This window comes from Acinetobacter pseudolwoffii, from assembly GCF_002803605.1.
Taxonomy (GTDB): domain Bacteria; phylum Pseudomonadota; class Gammaproteobacteria; order Pseudomonadales; family Moraxellaceae; genus Acinetobacter; species Acinetobacter pseudolwoffii.
On the sequence record NZ_PHRG01000006.1, the window covers coordinates 43,413 to 62,645 of the forward strand.

Annotated in this window: 17 protein-coding genes; 3 read left to right on the forward strand and 14 right to left on the reverse strand. The window is 37.6% G+C overall.

What is annotated here, in order from left to right; translation table 11 throughout:
* The first annotated feature begins 59 nt into the window (after positions 1–59).
* Positions 60–1,430: a phosphohexomutase domain-containing protein gene (locus CWI32_RS11635; protein WP_100535347.1), complete on the forward strand. Its 1,371-nt coding sequence runs from the start codon at positions 60–62 to the stop codon at positions 1,428–1,430.
* Between the two features lie 78 nt (positions 1,431–1,508).
* Here CWI32_RS11635 and galE read toward each other — a convergent pair whose 3' ends face one another.
* The 14 genes from galE to CWI32_RS11705 are packed head-to-tail and all read right to left on the reverse strand — an operon-like array spanning position 1,509 to position 17,446.
* Positions 1,509–2,525 (reverse strand): UDP-glucose 4-epimerase GalE, encoded by a 1,017-nt coding sequence (galE, locus tag CWI32_RS11640; protein WP_100535348.1) that lies wholly within the window; start codon positions 2,523–2,525, stop codon positions 1,509–1,511.
* A complete protein-coding gene (gene pgi, locus CWI32_RS11645; RefSeq protein ID WP_100535349.1) occupies positions 2,518–4,185 on the reverse strand; it encodes a glucose-6-phosphate isomerase in 1,668 nt (555 codons plus the stop codon). The genes galE and pgi overlap by 8 nt, the downstream gene beginning before the upstream one ends.
* Positions 4,185–5,441 (reverse strand): nucleotide sugar dehydrogenase, encoded by a 1,257-nt coding sequence (locus tag CWI32_RS11650; RefSeq protein WP_100535350.1) that lies wholly within the window; start codon positions 5,439–5,441, stop codon positions 4,185–4,187. The genes pgi and CWI32_RS11650 overlap by 1 nt, the downstream gene beginning before the upstream one ends.
* Positions 5,442–5,456: 15 nt before the next feature.
* Positions 5,457–6,332, reverse strand: a complete 876-nt coding sequence (gene galU, locus CWI32_RS11655; protein WP_100535351.1) for a UTP--glucose-1-phosphate uridylyltransferase GalU — start codon at positions 6,330–6,332, stop codon at positions 5,457–5,459.
* A 13-nt stretch (positions 6,333–6,345) separates the two neighbouring features.
* Complete coding sequence (locus CWI32_RS11660; protein WP_100535352.1) at positions 6,346–8,220, reverse strand: polysaccharide biosynthesis protein; 1,875 nt, start codon at positions 8,218–8,220, stop codon at positions 6,346–6,348.
* 43 nt (positions 8,221–8,263) lie between these two features.
* Positions 8,264–8,794: an acetyltransferase gene (locus tag CWI32_RS11665; protein ID WP_100535353.1), complete on the reverse strand. Its 531-nt coding sequence runs from the start codon at positions 8,792–8,794 to the stop codon at positions 8,264–8,266.
* Positions 8,787–9,800 carry an MraY family glycosyltransferase gene (locus CWI32_RS11670; RefSeq protein ID WP_100535354.1) on the reverse strand — a complete coding sequence of 338 codons (1,014 nt, stop codon included), beginning with the start codon at positions 9,798–9,800 and terminating at the stop codon, positions 8,787–8,789. Before CWI32_RS11670 ends, CWI32_RS11665 begins: the two co-directional genes overlap by 8 nt.
* Positions 9,801–9,807: 7 nt before the next feature.
* Entirely contained in the window at positions 9,808–10,746 is a 939-nt protein-coding gene (locus tag CWI32_RS11675) for an NAD-dependent epimerase/dehydratase family protein (protein WP_100535355.1), read from the reverse strand.
* Between the two features lie 18 nt (positions 10,747–10,764).
* Positions 10,765–11,592: a glycosyltransferase gene (locus CWI32_RS11680; protein WP_100535356.1), complete on the reverse strand. Its 828-nt coding sequence runs from the start codon at positions 11,590–11,592 to the stop codon at positions 10,765–10,767.
* Positions 11,582–12,646: a glycosyltransferase gene (locus tag CWI32_RS11685; protein ID WP_252146111.1), complete on the reverse strand. Its 1,065-nt coding sequence runs from the start codon at positions 12,644–12,646 to the stop codon at positions 11,582–11,584. The genes CWI32_RS11680 and CWI32_RS11685 overlap by 11 nt, the downstream gene beginning before the upstream one ends.
* The gene (locus CWI32_RS11690) at positions 12,643–13,725 is read right to left on the reverse strand and encodes a glycosyltransferase family 4 protein (RefSeq protein ID WP_100535357.1); all 1,083 of its coding nucleotides are present in this window, start codon (positions 13,723–13,725) and stop codon (positions 12,643–12,645) included. The genes CWI32_RS11685 and CWI32_RS11690 overlap by 4 nt, the downstream gene beginning before the upstream one ends.
* 14 nt (positions 13,726–13,739) lie before the next feature.
* Positions 13,740–15,161, reverse strand: a complete 1,422-nt coding sequence (wzy, locus tag CWI32_RS11695; protein WP_100535358.1) for an O-antigen polysaccharide polymerase Wzy — start codon at positions 15,159–15,161, stop codon at positions 13,740–13,742.
* Positions 15,162–15,189: 28 nt separating this feature from the next.
* Entirely contained in the window at positions 15,190–16,152 is a 963-nt protein-coding gene (locus tag CWI32_RS11700; RefSeq protein WP_100535359.1) for a glycosyltransferase family 2 protein, read from the reverse strand.
* A gap of 4 nt (positions 16,153–16,156) precedes the next feature.
* Entirely contained in the window at positions 16,157–17,446 is a 1,290-nt protein-coding gene (locus CWI32_RS11705; RefSeq protein WP_167381282.1) for an MATE family efflux transporter, read from the reverse strand.
* A gap of 240 nt (positions 17,447–17,686) precedes the next feature.
* Here CWI32_RS11705 and CWI32_RS11710 point away from each other — a divergent pair, with 240 nt between their 5' ends.
* Together CWI32_RS11710 and CWI32_RS11715 are read left to right on the forward strand one after the other, a co-directional pair.
* Entirely contained in the window at positions 17,687–18,787 is a 1,101-nt protein-coding gene (locus tag CWI32_RS11710) for a polysaccharide biosynthesis/export family protein (RefSeq protein ID WP_100535360.1), read from the forward strand.
* A 3-nt stretch (positions 18,788–18,790) separates the two neighbouring features.
* On the forward strand, positions 18,791–19,219 hold the full coding sequence (locus CWI32_RS11715) for a low molecular weight protein-tyrosine-phosphatase (protein WP_100535361.1): 429 nt from the start codon (positions 18,791–18,793) through the stop codon (positions 19,217–19,219).
* Positions 19,220–19,233: the final 14 nt, after the last annotated feature.

Below are 19,233 nucleotides of genomic sequence, written 5' to 3' on the forward strand. Positions count from 1 at the left end.
TTAAAATTGAATCAGGGCTGGGGAACCGGCCTTTTTTCTTCTGAATGGAGAGCCTATAAATGACCAAACTGACTTGCTTCAAAGCCTATGACATTCGCGGCAAACTCGGCACCGAGCTCAATGAAGAGATTGCCTATAAAATTGGCCGTGCTTACGGACAGATTTATCAGCCTAAAACGGTGGTCATCGGCTGTGATATCCGGCTCAGCAGTGAAGGCTTAAAACAGGCCACCATTCGCGGTTTAAATGATGCGGGTGTCAATGTTCTGGATCTGGGCATGACCGGCACGGAAGAAGTCTATTTTGGCGCCTTCCATCTGGATGTTCAAGGTGGCATTGAAATCACGGCCAGCCATAATCCGATGGACTATAATGGCATGAAACTGGTACGTGAAAATGCCCGTCCAATCAGTGCCGATACTGGTCTTAAAGAGATTCAGGCTTTAGCAGAATCAGATGAATTTATTGACGTCAGCAATAAAGGCAATACTGAAAAATACAATATTCTGCCTGAATTTGTAAATCACCTGATGAGCTATATTGATCCGGTAAAAATCCGTCCGATGAAACTGGTGATGAATGCCGGGAATGGTGCAGCAGGCCATGTGATTGATGCCATTGAGCAAAAGTTTCAACAACTCAATATTCCGGTTGAATTTATCAAGATTCATCATGAAGCTGACGGCACTTTCCCGAACGGGATTCCCAACCCGATTTTAACTGAGAACCGTGACAGCACCCGTGATGCGGTCATTCAGCATGGCGCAGATATGGGCATTGCCTGGGATGGTGACTTTGACCGCTGCTTCCTGTTCGATGAAAAAGGCCAGTTTATTGAAGGCTATTATATCGTTGGTCTTTTGGCTCAAGCGTTCTTGCTGAAGCAATCTGGCGAAAAAATTGTACATGATCCGCGTCTGGTCTGGAATACACTGGATATTGTAGAGCAATACCAAGGGATAACGGTTCAGTCAAAATCAGGTCACGCCTTTATTAAAGATGTCATGCGTGAACATAATGCGGCCTATGGCGGTGAAATGAGTGCCCATCATTATTTCCGTGACTTTGCCTATTGCGATAGCGGCATGATTCCATGGTTACTGGCGATAGTAGTACTGTCTGAAACAGGAAAATCCTTATCTTCTCTGGTGGAGGAGATGATCGCCAAGTTCCCATGCAGTGGTGAAATCAACTTTAAAGTCGCCGATACCCAAGCAACCATCCAAAAACTTTTCGATCATTATGCCGATCAGCAGCCGGAGATCGATCAGACCGATGGGGTCAGCCTTAATTTTGGTGCATGGCGTTTTAATGTGCGTGCATCGAATACTGAACCGCTATTGCGTCTAAATATTGAAAGCCGTCGTGATCATAATCCACGACCAATGCAGGACTATGTCGATGAATTGACTCAGCTGATTCAGAGTTAATCTTCACGCATACAGTACAATAAAAATGGGAGCTGTTCATCAAAAGCTCCCATTTTTATTTATATCGCTATAAAGATTTTAGCGATAACCATTCGGATTCTGCTTCTGCCAGTTCCAGCTGTCAGCGAGCATATCCTCTAAACCATACTGAGGTTGCCAGCCCAACTCTTGGACTGCACGGGTATTGTCTGCAAAACAGGTGGCCACATCGCCTTCACGACGAGGGGCTAATTCAAATGCAATCGCCACACCATTCACTTGCTCAAACGTATCTTTAACTTGTAGCACTGAAATCCCATTCCCTGTACCAATATTCCAGGCACGGCAACCTTGCGCAGTTAGACGATTATTGAGAGCACATAAGTGTGCATTGGCCAAGTCGACTACGTGTATATAATCGCGCACACCAGTCCCATCCACCGTGTCATAATCATGACCGAAAATAGATAGCTTTTCACGACGCCCGACTGCCACTTGAGTCACAAAAGGCATCAGATTATTGGGAATACCTTGTGGATCTTCGCCAATCTGGCCACTTTTATGCGCGCCGACCGGATTAAAATAACGTAATAAGGCAATCGACCAACGTTCATCCGCCACAGACAACTTTTCCAAGAGCTGCTCCACAATCAGCTTGGTATAACCATAGTTATTGGTCGGCATTCCGGTAGGCATCTCTTCATTTAAAGGTGAAGGATTATTTTCGCCATAGACCGTTGCTGAGGAACTAAACACCAGTTTAAAAACCTGCGCGCGCTGCATCGCCTGAACTAGGCTGATTGAACCGGCAATATTATTGTCAAAATAAGCCAATGGTATTTGCTGGCTTTCTCCGACCGCTTTCAGACCGGCAAAATGAATCACTGCATCAATCGAGTGTTGCTGAAATACCTGATCTAATAATTGAGCATCACGGATATCACCTTGTATAAATGTCAGGCTTTTTTGGGTCAACTGTTGCACCCGATTTAAAGACTCAGCAGCGCTATTGCACAGATTATCTAAAACCACCACCTCATGGCCGGCATTTAATAACTCAACACAAGTATGCGAACCAATATAGCCTGCCCCGCCCGTTACCAGAATTTTAGCCATGCTGCTTCCCTAATAAAATGTTAATTAAACCTTGAGTTGAGCCATCCAGACCACCTAGCTCGGACTGTTCACCATTCAAAATAGGCAGCAACTGGTTGGCAATTTCCTTGCCTTTTTCCACGCCCCACTGGTCAAATGGGTTGATATTCCACAGCACCGATTGCACAAAAACTTTATGTTCATATAGAGCAATCAGCATACCCAGACTATAAGGATTCAGCTCTTGCATCAACAGCGTACTGCTCGGTTGGTTGCCTTCATACTGTTTATAGGCTGGCAAGCTCTCTAATTCTTTTGGGCCCAAAGCCTCATTACCAAAGGCCAGTAAACGTGATTGCGCCAAGCAGTTAGACAGGGCCAAATGATGCTGTTCAATTAATGCTTCGGCACTGTCTGCATAGGTATATTGTTGACTGTTATAGCGCTTGACCGGCGCAATAAAGTCACAACTCACTGACTGCGTACCTTGATGGAGGAGCTGATAAAAAGCATGTTGCGCATTCGGCCCTACTTCGCCCCAAATAATTGGACAGGTATCCAGCTGAACTTTTTCACCATCACGTTGAATCGACTTACCGTTAGATTCCATTTCCAGCTGTTGCAAATAAGAAGCAAAGTATTTCAGTCGTCCATCATAAGGCAGGATGGCATGGGTCTGAATATCCAGAAAATTGTTATTCCATGCACCCAAGAGCCCCATCAACACCGGAATATTGCGCTCAAAAGGCTGATACTGAAAATGCTGATCGACCGCATAGGCACCGGCCAGCAGCTGCTTAAAACCTTCAATGCCGATACTCAGTGCAATCGGCAATCCGATACAGGACCACAGTGAATAGCGACCACCGACCCAGTCCCACAACAGTAGCTGGTTTTCCGGAGCAATTCCCCAGGCCGTCATTTTCTCCGGCTTGGTAGAAACTCCAATAAAATGATGCTTCAGAATATAGGGATGCTGACCCAAGGCTTTTTCCAGCCACAGGCGTACTGTCTGGGCATTGGTCAGGGTATCAATCGTGCCAAATGATTTGGACGAAATAATAAATAGCGTGGTTTCCGGACGCAGCTGATGCAACAACTCGGACAGCTGACTGCCATCCATGGTCGAGACAAAATGCACATTGAGTGGCTGGGCAGACTGGTATTTAAAATCCGATAAGGCATGGGTGACCATTAGAGGGCCAAGATCTGATCCGCCCACGCCAATATTGACCACATCCTGAATCACTTCACCGGTGGCGCCACGACGCTGCCCGGCATGGATTTGCTCGACCAAGGCATACATGCGCTCAAGTTGAGCATGCACATCAGCGGCCAGATCCGCATGTTGCTGATCCTGGACTGGCAAGCGTAATGCCCAATGCATGGCAGCACGTTGCTCGGTATAATTAATGTCCTGATTTGAAAATAAAGACCCGATCCAGGATCTTAGGTTTTGTGCATCTGCCCATTCAATCAGGCCCTGCATCACCGCGCTGTTCATTCTGTGTTTACTATAATCGAAGACCAGCTGTTCAAACTGAATTGAATATTTGTTAAAACGCTGGGGGTCTGCAGCAAACAGTTCTCGTAGATGCACCGCATCAAGTTGTTCTTTGCTCGAGGCGAGTTTTTGACACACAGTTTCAGTATTTAGATCTGGTTTAAGCTGACTTAACATTAACGTCCCACCCCAATATAATTAAAACCACGCGCCTTGATATAGGCCGGATCATACAGATTACGCCCATCCAAAATCAGGGGATGCTGCATCAGTTTAATGAGGTGTGGATAATCTGGACTACCATACTGTTTCCAGGCAGTCATCAAACATAAGGCATCTGCCCCCTCAACTGCCTGATATTGATCTTCACACAGGATTAGATCCTGCCGTATCCCATAGACTTTTTTAATATTGGCCAATGCTTGCGGATCATGCAGTTTGACTGTCACACCCTGCGCCCATAATGCGGTCAGCATGGCATGCACCGGAGATTGCTGGATGCTCGGGGTATTTTCTTTAAAGGCTGCGCCCCAAATCGCCACCACTTTTCCCTGTAAATCGCCACGGAAATAATTCCATAGTTTGCGGAACAGTAATTCTTTTTGTTGTTCGTTAATCTCCCAGACCTGTTCCAGCAACTGGTTTTTCACTCCTGAATCTGCTACTGCATGCGTTAAGGTACGGATATCGTGAGAGAAGTTCTCTCCACCAAAACCGACTCCCGGAAACAGATAGGCGGAACCAATCCGGTTATCCGCAGCCATGCCCTGACGCACCTGTTCAATATCAATCCCAAGTTTTTCTGCCACACTGGCCAGATCATTCATATAACTGATCCGGGTGGCCAGCATGCCGGAAATGCTCAGTTTGGTAAATTCGGCATCTAGTACCGGCATAAACAGATACTGCTGCGCACGCGGGAATAAGGGCCGTAACAGCTCTCTGATTTTAAGCTGTGCATCCGGTTGGTCACAGCCGACTATCAGCTGACTGGCCTGCATAAAACTTCGAATCGCATTGCCTTCCTGAATGATATCTGGCAGGTAAATCCAGTCATCATTCGGCAGAAGTTGCTGAAAACGTTGCGTTCCGTGCAAGCCAAAAGTCGAGGCATTGATCATCAGTTTGGGATGGGCAAAACAGGCATGCCGGATGGTATCCAGCATCTGCAATGCCATATGTTCTTCAGTTGCATTAAAACTAAAGAAAAAAGCATCCTGATTGAAATCCAGATGCTGAAAATCACAACAGTTTAAAAAGCCGGATTTTTCCTGTTTTTGCAGCAAGGCCTGCAGTGCTTCATCCTGAAAATAAGTCCGTGCTGGATCATCGCTACTGAAGCTGTTACACCACACCACCTGATGACCACATTCAGCTAGAAGGGCCGCAATGACCCCTGAAAATAAGGTTTTTCCCAGTACCGCGACTTTCATAGTATCCCTTGATTATTATAATGCCAGTTCCTGAATCAATGCTTTAAACTCTCGACCAAGCTTGGGATGATCAACCCCATAATGTAATACAGCTTTAAGATAGCCGAGCTTGTTGCCACAGTCAAAAGTTTGACCTTTCATGCGATAAGCTTCCACCGCTTCAGTCTGCTGTAACATGGCAATCGCATCGGTGAGCTGAATTTCATTTCCAGCACCTCGTGGTGTCTGTTCCAGAAGCTGCATAATTTTCGCTGGCAGGATATAACGCCCAACCACAGACAGATTCGATGGGGCAGTACCGACTGCCGGTTTCTCCACAATCCCCTGCATGACAATACTGTCACCCTCTAAAGGCGATTCTGCAACATCGACAATCCCATATTGATCGACCAGATGCTCAGGCACCGCTTCGACCATGATTTGTGCTGCTTGAGATGCGTCATAACGCTGAATCATGCGAGACAAATCATTTTCTGGATCCTGATCCTTGACCAGCACATCGGGTAATAATACCGCAAAATCCTCATCGCCAATCACGGCTTTGGCACAGAGGACTGCATGACCCAACCCCAATGGCTGCGGTTGACGTACACTAATGATACTCACACCATTAGGCAGAATTTCAGTAATTTCTTTCAGTAAATCGGTTTTGTTTTTTTGTTCAAGTGTGGTTTCAAGTTCAAAATTACGATCGAAGTAATTTTCAATCGATGCTTTTGAAGAGTGAGTCACCAAAATAATTTGTTCAATCCCGGCGGCTACCGCTTCACGAACCACATATTCAATCGCCGGACGATCGACCACAGTGACCATTTCTTTGGGAATCGATTTACTGGCAGGTAAAAAACGCGTACCGAGGCCTGCTACTGGAAGAATTGCTTTCTTAATCATATCTATAAATAACCTAGTTCACTTGAATGTCATTACCACGTACATAACCATCGACATAGTATTCCAGCTGAGCAAGTGCCCATTCAATATCGGATTGGGTCGCTGAAAGTTCATGTATCCGGTTAAATACCTCCAGGATTTCTGCCAATGGATAATGCTTCTCGACTGATCTCAGAATACGCTTATGCGAAGTGATTTCTGTATTTTCTTCATCAATCAGCAGTTCTTCATACAGCTTTTCACCCGGACGTAAGCCTGTATATTGAATTTCAATATCACCATTTGGATTTTTTTCTTCACGGACTTTGAGTCCACTGAGTGAAATCATTTGTCGTGCCAGATCCTGAATCCGTACCGGTTCGCCCATATCCAGCAAGAACACATCTCCGCCCGTACCTAGCGCACCGGCCTGAATCACAAGCTGCGAGGCTTCCGGAATGGTCATAAAGAAACGGGTCACCTCGGGATCGGTCACGGTGATTGGACCACCTTTGGCAATCTGCTGTTTAAAGAGTGGAACTACTGACCCCGAAGAACCGAGCACATTCCCAAAACGTACGATACTGATCTGGGTCTGGTCCTGAGCTTCCGCCATGGCCTGACAATACAGCTCTGCCATGCGTTTGGTCGCACCCATCACATTGGTGGGACGTACTGCTTTATCGGTCGAGATCAATACAAAGGTTTCAACGCCTTTTTTCACTGCCGCATTGACACTGAATGCTGTTCCCACCGCATTATTTTTCAGGCCAGCCAGTGGATTGCACTCTACCAATGGTACATGTTTATAAGCAGCCGCATGATAAACCGTTTGCACGCCGTACTGTTCAATCACCCGTTCCAGCTTGCGCTCATCCAGTACAGAACCCAAAATTGGGATAATGTCACAAGTAGCAGTCAGACGTAATTCTTTATCAATACTATATAAAGCGAATTCTGTCAGTTCATAAATAATAATCTTGGCCGGCTGGTTTTGAATAATCTGACGACATAGTTCAGAACCAATGGAGCCACCCGCACCTGTCACCATTACCACTTTATCTTTAATATTTTTGGCTAACAGCTCTGCAACCGGTGGCACAGGATCACGACCTAACAAGTCCACAATATCCACTTCCTGAATATCAGAAATGCGAATTTCACCATTAACCAATTTGGTCAGCCCCGGAATTTCGGTAATTTTAAGATGGGCCGGTTCTAAAAACTTGACAATTTCGCTTTTGCGAATTCTTCCTACTGATGGCAATGCAATTAGAATTTCGTCAATTCTTAGTTTATTGAGACATTTTAGTGCTTTATGTGGTGTATATACTTGAATACCACCAATGTTCTGGCCATTTAAAGAGGGATCATCATCAATAAATATAATCGGTAAGTGCTCATTAGAGCGATTTAAGGTGGCTGCCACCTGCTGCCCGGCATAACCTGCCCCATAAATCGCAATGCGTTTTTTCGGTACACCGGACTTTAAATAGGACTGTACGACAAAACGAATCACACTACGACTAAACCAGATCCAGGCAAACATCATAAAGCCGAACATCAAGGGGATAGATGTCGGAATAAAAGCATGGGTGCTATAAGCCAGCAAGTACAATCCGATCACGCTTAATATCGTGGCCAGGCCCAATTTAACAATAAAAAACTCATTAAAAGTTCGTACAATAAAACGGTATACACCACAAATAAACAGCATGAATACTGCAATTATACTCACCCAAATCGAGCCAAAAGGAATGTTCGGCACAACCTCTGCACCGAGATCAAACTGGCGGATGGCATAACACAACCAGATCAGAACCGGGAATATACAGAAATCTAAAATAACTAGAAATGCGAGTTTTGCTGAACGTGGAGATTCAACTATAGGAATGACGATAGATTTCATATATTTTTCAACAAGTAATATCTTAATTTAAAAGAATTTGTTATTAAGACTTATGCCCAATACTGATTCCAACTTCCAAAAAAGAATACGATGGTATTATCTGGCCACCTGCGACTTTTACACCGACACTTAAGTGACTAAAAGCTTCAATCATGACATCATGATCTAATAAAGTTCCAATATTTAGAATAACACCATCTTGAATAATCGTATTCGTTCCGATGATACACCCAGCCATAATAATGACCCCTTGCCCTATTTTTACACTAGGAGCAATGACTGTTTGTGGATGTATAATAGTCGTAAGAGGTATAGATAAATCAAGCAGTAATTGTTGCCATTTTTGTCGTATTTGGTTATTTCCAACTGCTATAATGGCTTCAAAATTATTCACATTGATTGCTTCTAAAGATTGAATATTTGCAATAATTGTATAGCGACCAGCCTGTTGTTGCTCAGGCCATCGATCATCAACAAATGAAATACTCTTCCATTTACCTAGCAGTTCAGCAACTTCAGCAATTGATTGACCAAAACCTCCTGCCCCCAAAATAAGTAATTTTTTTTCAGGCATCAGGCTTTCCTGCTCTTAATTTAATAGCGATAACTATTAAAGGTAGATAAGCAATTAACACTGCCATTTCAGGATATGCCCATAGTTGGGTGGTTGTGATATAAGCGATTGGAAAGAGCCACAATAAATTAACAGCTGCTACCGCCAAAGTCACTGGCGTATGGCTACCCCATTTACGCGATAAAATTTGATAGCTATGGCTGCGATGCGCATCATACATTTTATAGCCACTGAGCACGCGTTTAATAAGAGTATAAGTTGCGTCGACTATAAACACACCTAGGCAAATGATCCACGCACAAAACAGTGCTAAGTTTTCTTTGAGGGCGATGAGCGCCAAAATACCCAAAGTGAGACCGAGAAATCCGCTACAGGCATCACCCATAAAAATTTTGGCCTTGGGAAAGTTCCACAGTAAAAAGCCAAATACACAGGCTGCCAATAACCACAATATGTCTGAGTTTAATGTGGTATTTAGCACATAATACAAAATTGCCATACTGACGACAGTGGTGATTGCTTCAACACTGGCAATGCCGTTAATCCCATCCATAAAGTTATATAGATTCAACAACCACACCAAAAATAGTACCGCAATGATATTGGCCATAAAGCCGAGTTGCAGGCTATTAAAAGCCGTAACTTCGCTAAAGCCACCCAAGCTGATGACCACGCCAATAGCCACCAAAAAATGTACGGCTAAACGCAGCATGGAGTTAATATGTCCATGGTCATCTAAAAAACCAAGTAAAGCGATGACAAAACCCGCTGCTATCAGGGTTAAACCAATATGTACGGTCAATTGTTGGCTATAGATTAACACCGTCAGTGCCAATAAGTAGCTACACACCACCGCAACACCACCACCGCGGGGCGTAGGTACACTGTGGGAGCTACGTTCATTGGGGTTGTCTATTATATTTTTTTTGAGGGCATAATGACGCATGTAGCCTGTGAATAGTAATGTCAGTATAAAAAATACGATGCTCAGTGCAAAAATTGACATGCGTAAATTACTCTTTCATTTTTAAATAATTTTGACCCGCTTGCAGCATCGCTTGCTGGGTACTCAATGGTGCTGTCCAACCCAGCAACTTCTGAGCTTTGGTCGTATCAACTTCTAGTGACTCAAACAACTGCTCATAGAGTTTGGATTTGCCAATACATACTGCCCCTAGTTTCATAAGCGATTGCGGAATATAAATAAAACGTACAGGTTTTTCCATACCCTGCTTTAAATATTGCACTAGCTCACGTGTAGAAATAGGAGTTTGATCTGCGACTAGAAATGTTTGATTGGCTGCATTTGGATGTTCGATACACGTTTGAATAAAGTCTACCAAATTTTCAAGCGCAACAAAGCTACGTTTATTGTTTGTTCCTGCAAAAGGTAAAGGTAAATTGCTCGCAACTAGTTTGAGTAACCTAGCAAAGTTACCTGGTGCATGAGCGGCATAAACTAAAGGTGGACGAATAATAACTAATTCTGTGTCTGATCCCGCAAATAGTTTTTTAAGTTCATGTTCGGCTTCGAGTTTAGAAACCGCATAATCTGCATGAGGTTGTGGTATAGCATCTTCTGTAAATGGCTGCTGTAATGTTACTGAACCATTCACACCTATAGAGCTCATAAATATAAAGCGTTTTACTTTTTTTTCTAAAGCCTGACGTGCTAACTGCAAAGTACCGTCAACATTCACTTTGCGAAATTCGCTCAATGGGTCTGTTGTCTGCTCATTTAAAATATGGGCACGACCAGCTAAATGAATAATGACGTCTATATTTTCAGGTAAGTCTACTGCAAAAATATTAGCAGCAACAAGTTGTTGGATATTTTCAGAAAGTACGTGATTCTGAGTGCGGACTAAAGCAATCTTGTCATACACACTATTCACCCGTTCAGTCAGAGATGTACCTACAAATCCTGTTGCACCTGTTATTAAAATATTCATTTATATCTTACCAAAATTTTATTTAGGCTTTTTTCTCAGAAGATTATTATAAACAAAACCTAAAAGATTGCTTGGTAAAAACCTAAAGAGAGAACGTAAAATAAATGTAACGTATGCAGAAATTAATGATTGAGTCTTTAAAGCTATTTTTAAATCTAAAAGTTGTTTTTCGCTCTTAATATATTCTGAACCACGACGCCGAGCGTGCATTCCATTTCCAACCCTTGCATAGACAAGGATTTGACTAAGGTTTGCAACTTCATATCCTTTACTCATTACACGTAACCATAAATTGTAATCCTCCATAAAGAGATGGTGTTGATAACCATGAAGAGATAAAATTATACTTTTTTTATAGGCTACAGTCATGTGGTTGAAAGGATTTCGCTTTTTTGAAAAGCTTAATATATCTGAATACTCTTGAGGGACGGGTTTAAGTTTATTAGCGTCATTAACATTTTTATCAAACTCTAAAATTTGACCACCAAATAATACTACATTAGGGTTATTTTTTATAAATTGTAATTGATATTCAAAACGTTTTTCAACACAAATATCATCTGTATCCATACGAAAAACCCACTCATTACTACAACTCTTTAACCCTTCATTTAAAGCTTTACCTAATCCTACATTTTGACTTAATTGAATTACTTTTAAAGGCTCGCCAATAATTTTTTGCCACTTTAAGACACATTGATTTAATTCTTCACCAATCAGTCCATCTAAAACTAAAACTATTTCATTAGGGTGAATAGTTTGTTTTTTCCAAACACTAAAAAAGCATTGATCTAATGCTAAAGGAGATTCTTTATAGTATAAAGAAAGTAATATACTAAACTTCATTAATTAAACTCGTGTACAATTTATAGTATCGTTCAGCCATTTTTTCTGAAGTATATTCTTTCTGGTATTTTTTGAATACTTTACTTTCATAGTCATTTTTATTTGAAACGAGCCTTCTAATAGAATATACCAAACTTTCAATGTTATCTAAAGCAAAAAAAGCAACCTCATCATTAGAAAATACATCCCTATTAACTGGTATATTCGAACAAATAATTGCTTTTTTTGCTGCAGCAGCCTCTAATAATGCTATAGATATACTTTCAGAATATGAAGTTTGTGAAAAAATATCAAATAGTTCCAAATATGCAGTTGCATTTTTTCTATACCCTAGAAACAAACACCGATCTTGAACATTAAGTTGATTTGCAAGTTTTTGTAATTCTTTTAAATAATCTCCATCACCAATCAATACAAAACAGAATTCTTTTAGTTCAACTAAAGATTGTATTATTTGTTTGTGACCTTTAAGTTTAATCGCTCTTGTACACGTACCTATACATATATAATTTTTTTTAAAATTCTGTATAAGTCTTAAATCCTCCTCAGGCACTCCACCTATAGAAACTAAGTTACGCCCGTTAGGAATATTAATTACTTTTGTCCTACAATAATAAAAATTTTCATAGTATTTTCTAGCAGTCTCTCCAATTGCAACAATTTTAGTTTTATTTAAAAGCGAAAAAGTCCAAATCCCCTCAATAAGTTTAGACTTCATGTATGAATTATTTATAATATACTCTTCAAAAACAATATTATGCTGTGTTGATACAGTCAATTTACAAGTCTTGTTAAAAAAAGTATATATATCTGGACGTAAACCATGTGAATGTATAATATCAAAATCACTAAAATCATGTTTTCTTAAAAAATCGATTTTGATGCAGTTAACTGCAAAACTTAAAACATCCTCTTTAATATCATCAAAATAAAATACTGTTACTGATAAATTTTTATTTTTCAATAAACCATCAACGATATCTTTAACAACAATAATAGGACCCAAGTTTTTTAAAGAAGGTAATAAAAATGCAATTTTGATTACTTTTTTCATTTTAACAACTTAACCCACAATTCACTAATTTTAGCCACTTCATAATCTAATGCTACTATATTGCTATTTTTAGACAATGTATTTAACTTTTCTTCGGACAGATTTGCATAATCCAAAAGAGTTTGGCAAAATACTTTTTTATCTCTATTTTTTACTATATAGCCATTATAAGAGTTTTTAACAATTTTATTAATACCATGTCCACATTCAAAAGTGATAATTGGAACACCAAAAGCCTGTGCTTCTAATAAAACCATCGGCAAACCCTCAGAATGAGATGTCATTAAATATACCGTAGCTTCCTGATAAAATCTACCAACATCTTTAGTAGAAGAAAAAAATCTTAGATTTTTTTCTTCTAAATTATATTTTTTAGCTAGCGTAAAAAGTTTTTCCTCTTCCAAACCACCACCTATAATATTTAATACTGCATTATGATTATATTTTATAAAATCAGCCCAAATAGCTATTAAATCATCAAATCCCTTTTCAGGAGAAAGACGCCCAATGCTTAAAGCAATAATTTTTTTTTGATTAATTTTTTTTGACCTAACCTGAAATGCTATAGGATTAGGTATTACAGAAACTTTGTTTCTTGAATATTTGTATTTTTGCTCCCACTCTTTTTTATCCAAATCTGTTAATGTAACAATCCTATTAAAAAAAAGAGAAGATAAAAATCGACCTAAAGATCTAAAGATAGACTTATCTTTAAATTCTAGACTAAAGTGCTCCCAACAAATAACTTTTAATTTTAAAAACCTAGTAGCAAAAAAAGAAAAACTTGCACATAAACTATCAACAACAATTAAATTATCTATTTTATTCATTAAAAGATAATGTCTTAGATTAGTGCAAATTTTTAAAAAATTTTCTTTTGAAGAATTTAATGGAAAACCTAAATTAGATACTAAAACATTTGAATCAACAGAATAAAAAAAGTCTTTTTCATCTTTAATAATACTAAGAATATGAACTTCAAAGCCTAGAGAGCTTAGTGAATTAGCAACCGTTGCTGTAACCCGCTCCGTTCCACCTGAAGAGTTGAAATTACTTATAAAAAAAACTATTTTTCTCATAAACCCCTCATAAGCTAAAATCTACCATTTCTCTTAAAATAAACAACCATAAAGTATGTTATTATAGTATAAAAAACTAGTGGAAATACAGTACTTAAACTAGCACGAGGAAGAAAAAGAACGTGAATTAATACCGATGCAGAAATCACCATTACTAATCTGTTTCGATATAAACTAAGTTGCAACCAGTTTAAAAAAATAGAGAATAAAATAATAAAAATACAATATAGGTAAACAATACCAAATGAATACCTATAAGCATCTGCAAAAAAAGCCCAACCTAAGCCAAAACCTTGTTCAAACAATTGAGGATTTAATTGTGAATTTAAATATGTAACGAAAGTCTTATTTTCTGGACGAATATCACCACCTAAAAGACTTGCGACAAATGTTGAGCCTGGAAGAAAATTTTGAAAATACTGATGTATTGGATAATTATTCAAATATAAAGATTCATTAAAAACAAATAAACTTACACCCTGATCATATAAAAACTGCAATATTTTTTGGTAAAAACTAATACCCTCATTAGCATCACCACTCATCTCCCTTAAAGTAAACATATAATAGACCGTATTCAAACTCAAAAAAATCAAGAAAAAATAAGCAAAAACTTTTAAGGAATTAACTCTCTTAACACCAAAGTCATTAAAATACCACATTAAAAAAAGCAAAAAGCAAACAAAACTCCCTCTTGACCCTGTAAAAATCACCCCCAAAAAGTATCCACCTAAAATAAATAAATATAATTTCCTTATATTTTTATTTGCCTGAATACAAACAATTCCAACTAAAGCATACATTAATGTTTGAATAGTACTAAAAAAGTCGTAATTATAATTAGAGTTTTGGCTATCAACAAATAACCCTAAATACCCACCTCTCAGAACTGTACTAATATTTAAATAAGTAGTATAAACAACATAAAAAGCTACAATAATAATCATAAAAATTAATAATAAACTTGCATTTATTTTTTCAACATAATTCTTTGATCCAACAGGTTTAAATAAAAACTTAGAGGAATAATAACCAACCTCCAAAGACAAAAGTCCTAAAAAAAGTAAAAACATCAATAAGCTTTTTTCTTGATCATTTAAAAGTCTATAAGTAAAAAAATCCAACTCGAAAAGTGGATTAGCATTATATCCTAATAATACTGAAAAGAACCTCCCCCCCATAAATATAAGAACCGTTATATAAAAAAGAGAATATATTTCAACCAAATTAACCTTATTTATATAACGAAATATATAAACAAAAACAATATATCCAATAAAAATTAAAGACCAAGTAAAGTCACTAAACTTAAACTCAAAATCCAAAATATAGCAAATAGAAACAAAAACCAAAACAAACAAAAAACTAAACAAAGTTATTAAATAATTTGTTTTAACAATATGACTATTTTGATCAATGGATTTTAATAGCTTCATAATGACCTACTAATAAAAGGTTGAATAATTACCGATTTTTAAAATAATTAAATAATACCAATATTTTAAAAAAATAAACTCCAAGAAAATAAAATAGCTTGTTTCCTGTATTTTTCACATATTTTACATTAAATGAAGGATTTTTTTTAATTTTACACTTTAAAGCATCCCATCTTTTTTTAGAAACATAAAAACCCTCTGCTCTATAACTATCATTAATATAATGCTGTGATAATGAAACTATAGAAGTACTTATTAATGGTTCTTTAAACAAAAAATCAATCATAAGATCAATTGCAAAACCTAAGTCTTCTATATTTTTTTTACTTTTTACTGCCGTAATACTATTAGAGTTTACTCTATAATTTATTAAAAATGACTCTAAAAAATATATATTTTTCACTTCATGAAAAATATAAGGTATAACACAAGCATCTTCATAGTTTCGACCTATTGGAAATCTTCTGTCTTTGAAAAATTTTGAATGATAAATCCTCATCCAAACAAACCATGCTGAATGATTATAAACTTTCAATAAAATTGATTTATCCACTTCATAAAACCCTTTTAAATTCAAGTTTTTTAAGAAAGATGAATATATTTTTTTATCACTATCGAATCTTTTAGCGTTAAATTGAATAATTTCAACGTGATAATTATCAATTACAGGTATGATTTCATCAAAATATTTATTTGATAAAATATCATCCGAATCTAGAAAGGCTATATATTCTCCTTTCGAAACTGAAATTCCTGTATTCCTAGCTCCACTCAACCCTTGATTCTCTTGATCTATAAAAACAAACTGCTCTTTTAAATGATTATATCGCTCAGATATATATTTACGTGCAATTAGCATAGAGCTATCCGGCGTACCGTCATTCACTAAAATAACTTCTACACCCGCAACAAGTTGACAACATACACTCTCCAAACACTCCTCAATATATTTTTCAACATTATAAATTGGTATAATTAAACTTAAAAGCATACTGCTACCGTTTCAAATAAGTAGATATTATGAACATTCTTTTTTGAGTGTCCCAAATAAGTCCATCTCTAAAAAAATAATTAAATAAGGTTACAGATAAAATCTCTGTTATTAGAATAGCGTAAATACCACCGAATAACCCATACAACTTGACCATTGAAAAAGTAAATATAATGTTAAAAAACACAAGTATAAATGTCTTCCTTTTCAAATATTCATATGCATTGAACTTAATCAAATACTTTTCTGCAATTGTAGACAGTCCTGAAAACAAGGTCACTAAACCTGCCAACCACAAAATCTCTGTAACCCGAATAAATTCAATACCATAGAGTACACCTACCACCCAAGGTCCGAACAAATATAGCCCTAGTGTAACCAACAAAGAAATAACCACCACTGCCATATAAAGTTGCGCAACATTATTTTGATTTTTTTCTAAGCTATCCTCTTGATAGATTCCAGTAAAATAAGACGAAATAATTGCGAGAAGAACAAAGTAAAAACTGTTCCCTAATGTCATAGCTACAGTATAAATACCCAGATCAAATTGTGACTCTAAACCTAGGAAGAGCTGTGCCGTTTTAGTAAAAATTGCAACCGAAAGTGAATACAATAAGAGCTTTTGACCGACCGCAAAAGTATACCGTCTATATCTTTTTATAGCATATGGCAGCATGATGCCAACAGACAGTTTTTTTTTCGTATAAAGATATTTTCTTAATAAAAATGGAATAAGTGTGAGTAAAATGATAGGAATGCCAAGTGTTTCAATAGGAAGTTGAAACAAAGCAATCATATAGCGCGCGCCCAACGAAATGATTAGCGCTGTGATATTACAATATGCATTTATCTTTGATTCTAATATTGCATTAAAATAAATACTATAAACATCATGTACAGCAAAATAAATCGCAATACAAGTTGCTAGACCAAAAATAAAAGTTAAACGATCTGTATAAAAGTAAAGTACAAATAAAATAATAATTGAAAGTGAGCTATAAATATAATCTCGCAGCATCTTGGAGGCAAAGATCATTTTCTCGCCAAACTTTCGATTCTTTGCTGTCTTTTGAAAGATTACATTCTCTGTTCCCATCAAGGACAGCGTTTGTACAATTGCAAAAATCGAACCAACAAAAGTTAATTTACCAAAGTTCTCAGGGCCGATATATTTGGCAACAAATGAAGTAACGAAGATTAAACCAAATATGGCAATGAGCTTTTCAGACATCATCCATAAGGAGTTACTAAACATAGGATTTGAAAGTTTAGCGAAGATTTTTTTCGTCATATTCATACAAAAATTTGATATTTTTACAATTTAAGGTTTAATTTGTAAAGTAAAGAAATATAAGCTAATTCATTACTCAGATTCAGTGTAATTTTTTCAGGCGGCACTATATCATAAAACTAAATCTGTCGATGTAACTTAATTACTTAAACAGTCAGTATGCGAACGTTGGTTTTTAGAATACAATTACGCTTCAAAAGATTTTTAAGCAACAACTTATTACAACTAAGGGTTTTGAATGTGAAATACAAAAGTACATCACTTTTTTTAACAGTTTCTTTTTTATTTTCAGGGTGTGCAATCACCTCCGGTCTTCAAACTTATGATTTACCAGAGCAAGGCGACTACACTACTGAACAAGGCTCAAAGCTGTCAGTGGTTCAATTGAATCAACAAAATGTGAATGCTTCTGCTTTAAATCATGAACAAAAAACACATTCATCTTCTATTACATATTTATTTAACAGCAATCAGCGAACTTACACTTTAAGCGCTGGCGATGTACTCTCAATTCAACTTTGGGCCTACCCAGAAATCACTCCCCCTATTCAGGATATTTCAAATGTAAAAGCTGCAGGTTACCCCATCGATTCTAGTGGCAATATACAATTACCTTTAGTGGGGCAGGTACGGGTAGCGGGGAAAACATTGGCTGAGACCAATCGTTTTTTACGCAGTCAATTTGCACGTTATTTGAAACATCCAGATGTCGTGGTTCGAGTGTTGTCTTATGAGGGCCGTCGTTATTTTGTCAATGGACAAGTCATGCGTAGTGGTCAATATACCCTTAATGATCAACCGATCAGTATATATACAGCTTTAGGTCAGGCAGGTGGTATTAATACTGAAACAGGTGACAATACCAATATTCAATTGATCCGGGAAGGTCAAACTTTTGACCTCAATGTACTACAACTAGAAAAACAAGGCCTATCTTTACATAATTTACTGATTCAGCCGAACGATACTATTTTTGTGAATACTAAACAGAATCAAAAGCTTTATGTTATGGGTGAGTCGAGTAAAAGCCAAGCACTGGCTTTACGTGATCAAGGTATGACCTTAAGTGATGTTTTAGGTGAAAGTGAGGGAATTAATCCTTACTCCGCAAGTGCGGCTAAAATCTATGTAATGCGCACCGATTTAGCCACCAAGCAGTCCACTGTGTATCACTTGAATTTAAGCAGTTTTGGTAATTTGGGCTTAGCCAATCAATTCCAAATGAAAAAAAATGACATCGTTTATATTGATGCGACTGGATTAACGCGTTGGCAACGTATTGTAAACCAGATTATTCCGTTTTCTAGTGCACTCTATAGCTTTGACCAACTGGGTAAATAAAATATGCAAATTCAGAATATTTTAGTCGTCTGTGTGGGGAATATTTGTCGTAGCCCAATGGGTGAGTTTTTTCTCAAGAAAAATCATCCTAACTTACATATTGAATCTGCGGGTCTTTCTGCCATGGTAGGTCATACTGCTGACGATAAGGCTATTGCAAGTATGGCAAGAAAATCAATTGATATGAGATCACATGTCGCAAAACAAATTGATGCCAACTTAATCAAAACTGCAGATTTAATTTTAGTGATGAGTTCAAATCAACAAAAACATATAGAAAAGACTTGGCCATTTGCTAAAGGTAAAGTATTTCGTTTAGGACATTGGCAAGGTCACAATGTTCCAGATCCTTATAAGCTCGATCAAGCATTTTTTGAAGAAACATGTAATAACATCGAATCTTATGTTTCGGATTGGCAATCACATATTTAATTTTTATCTAGTAG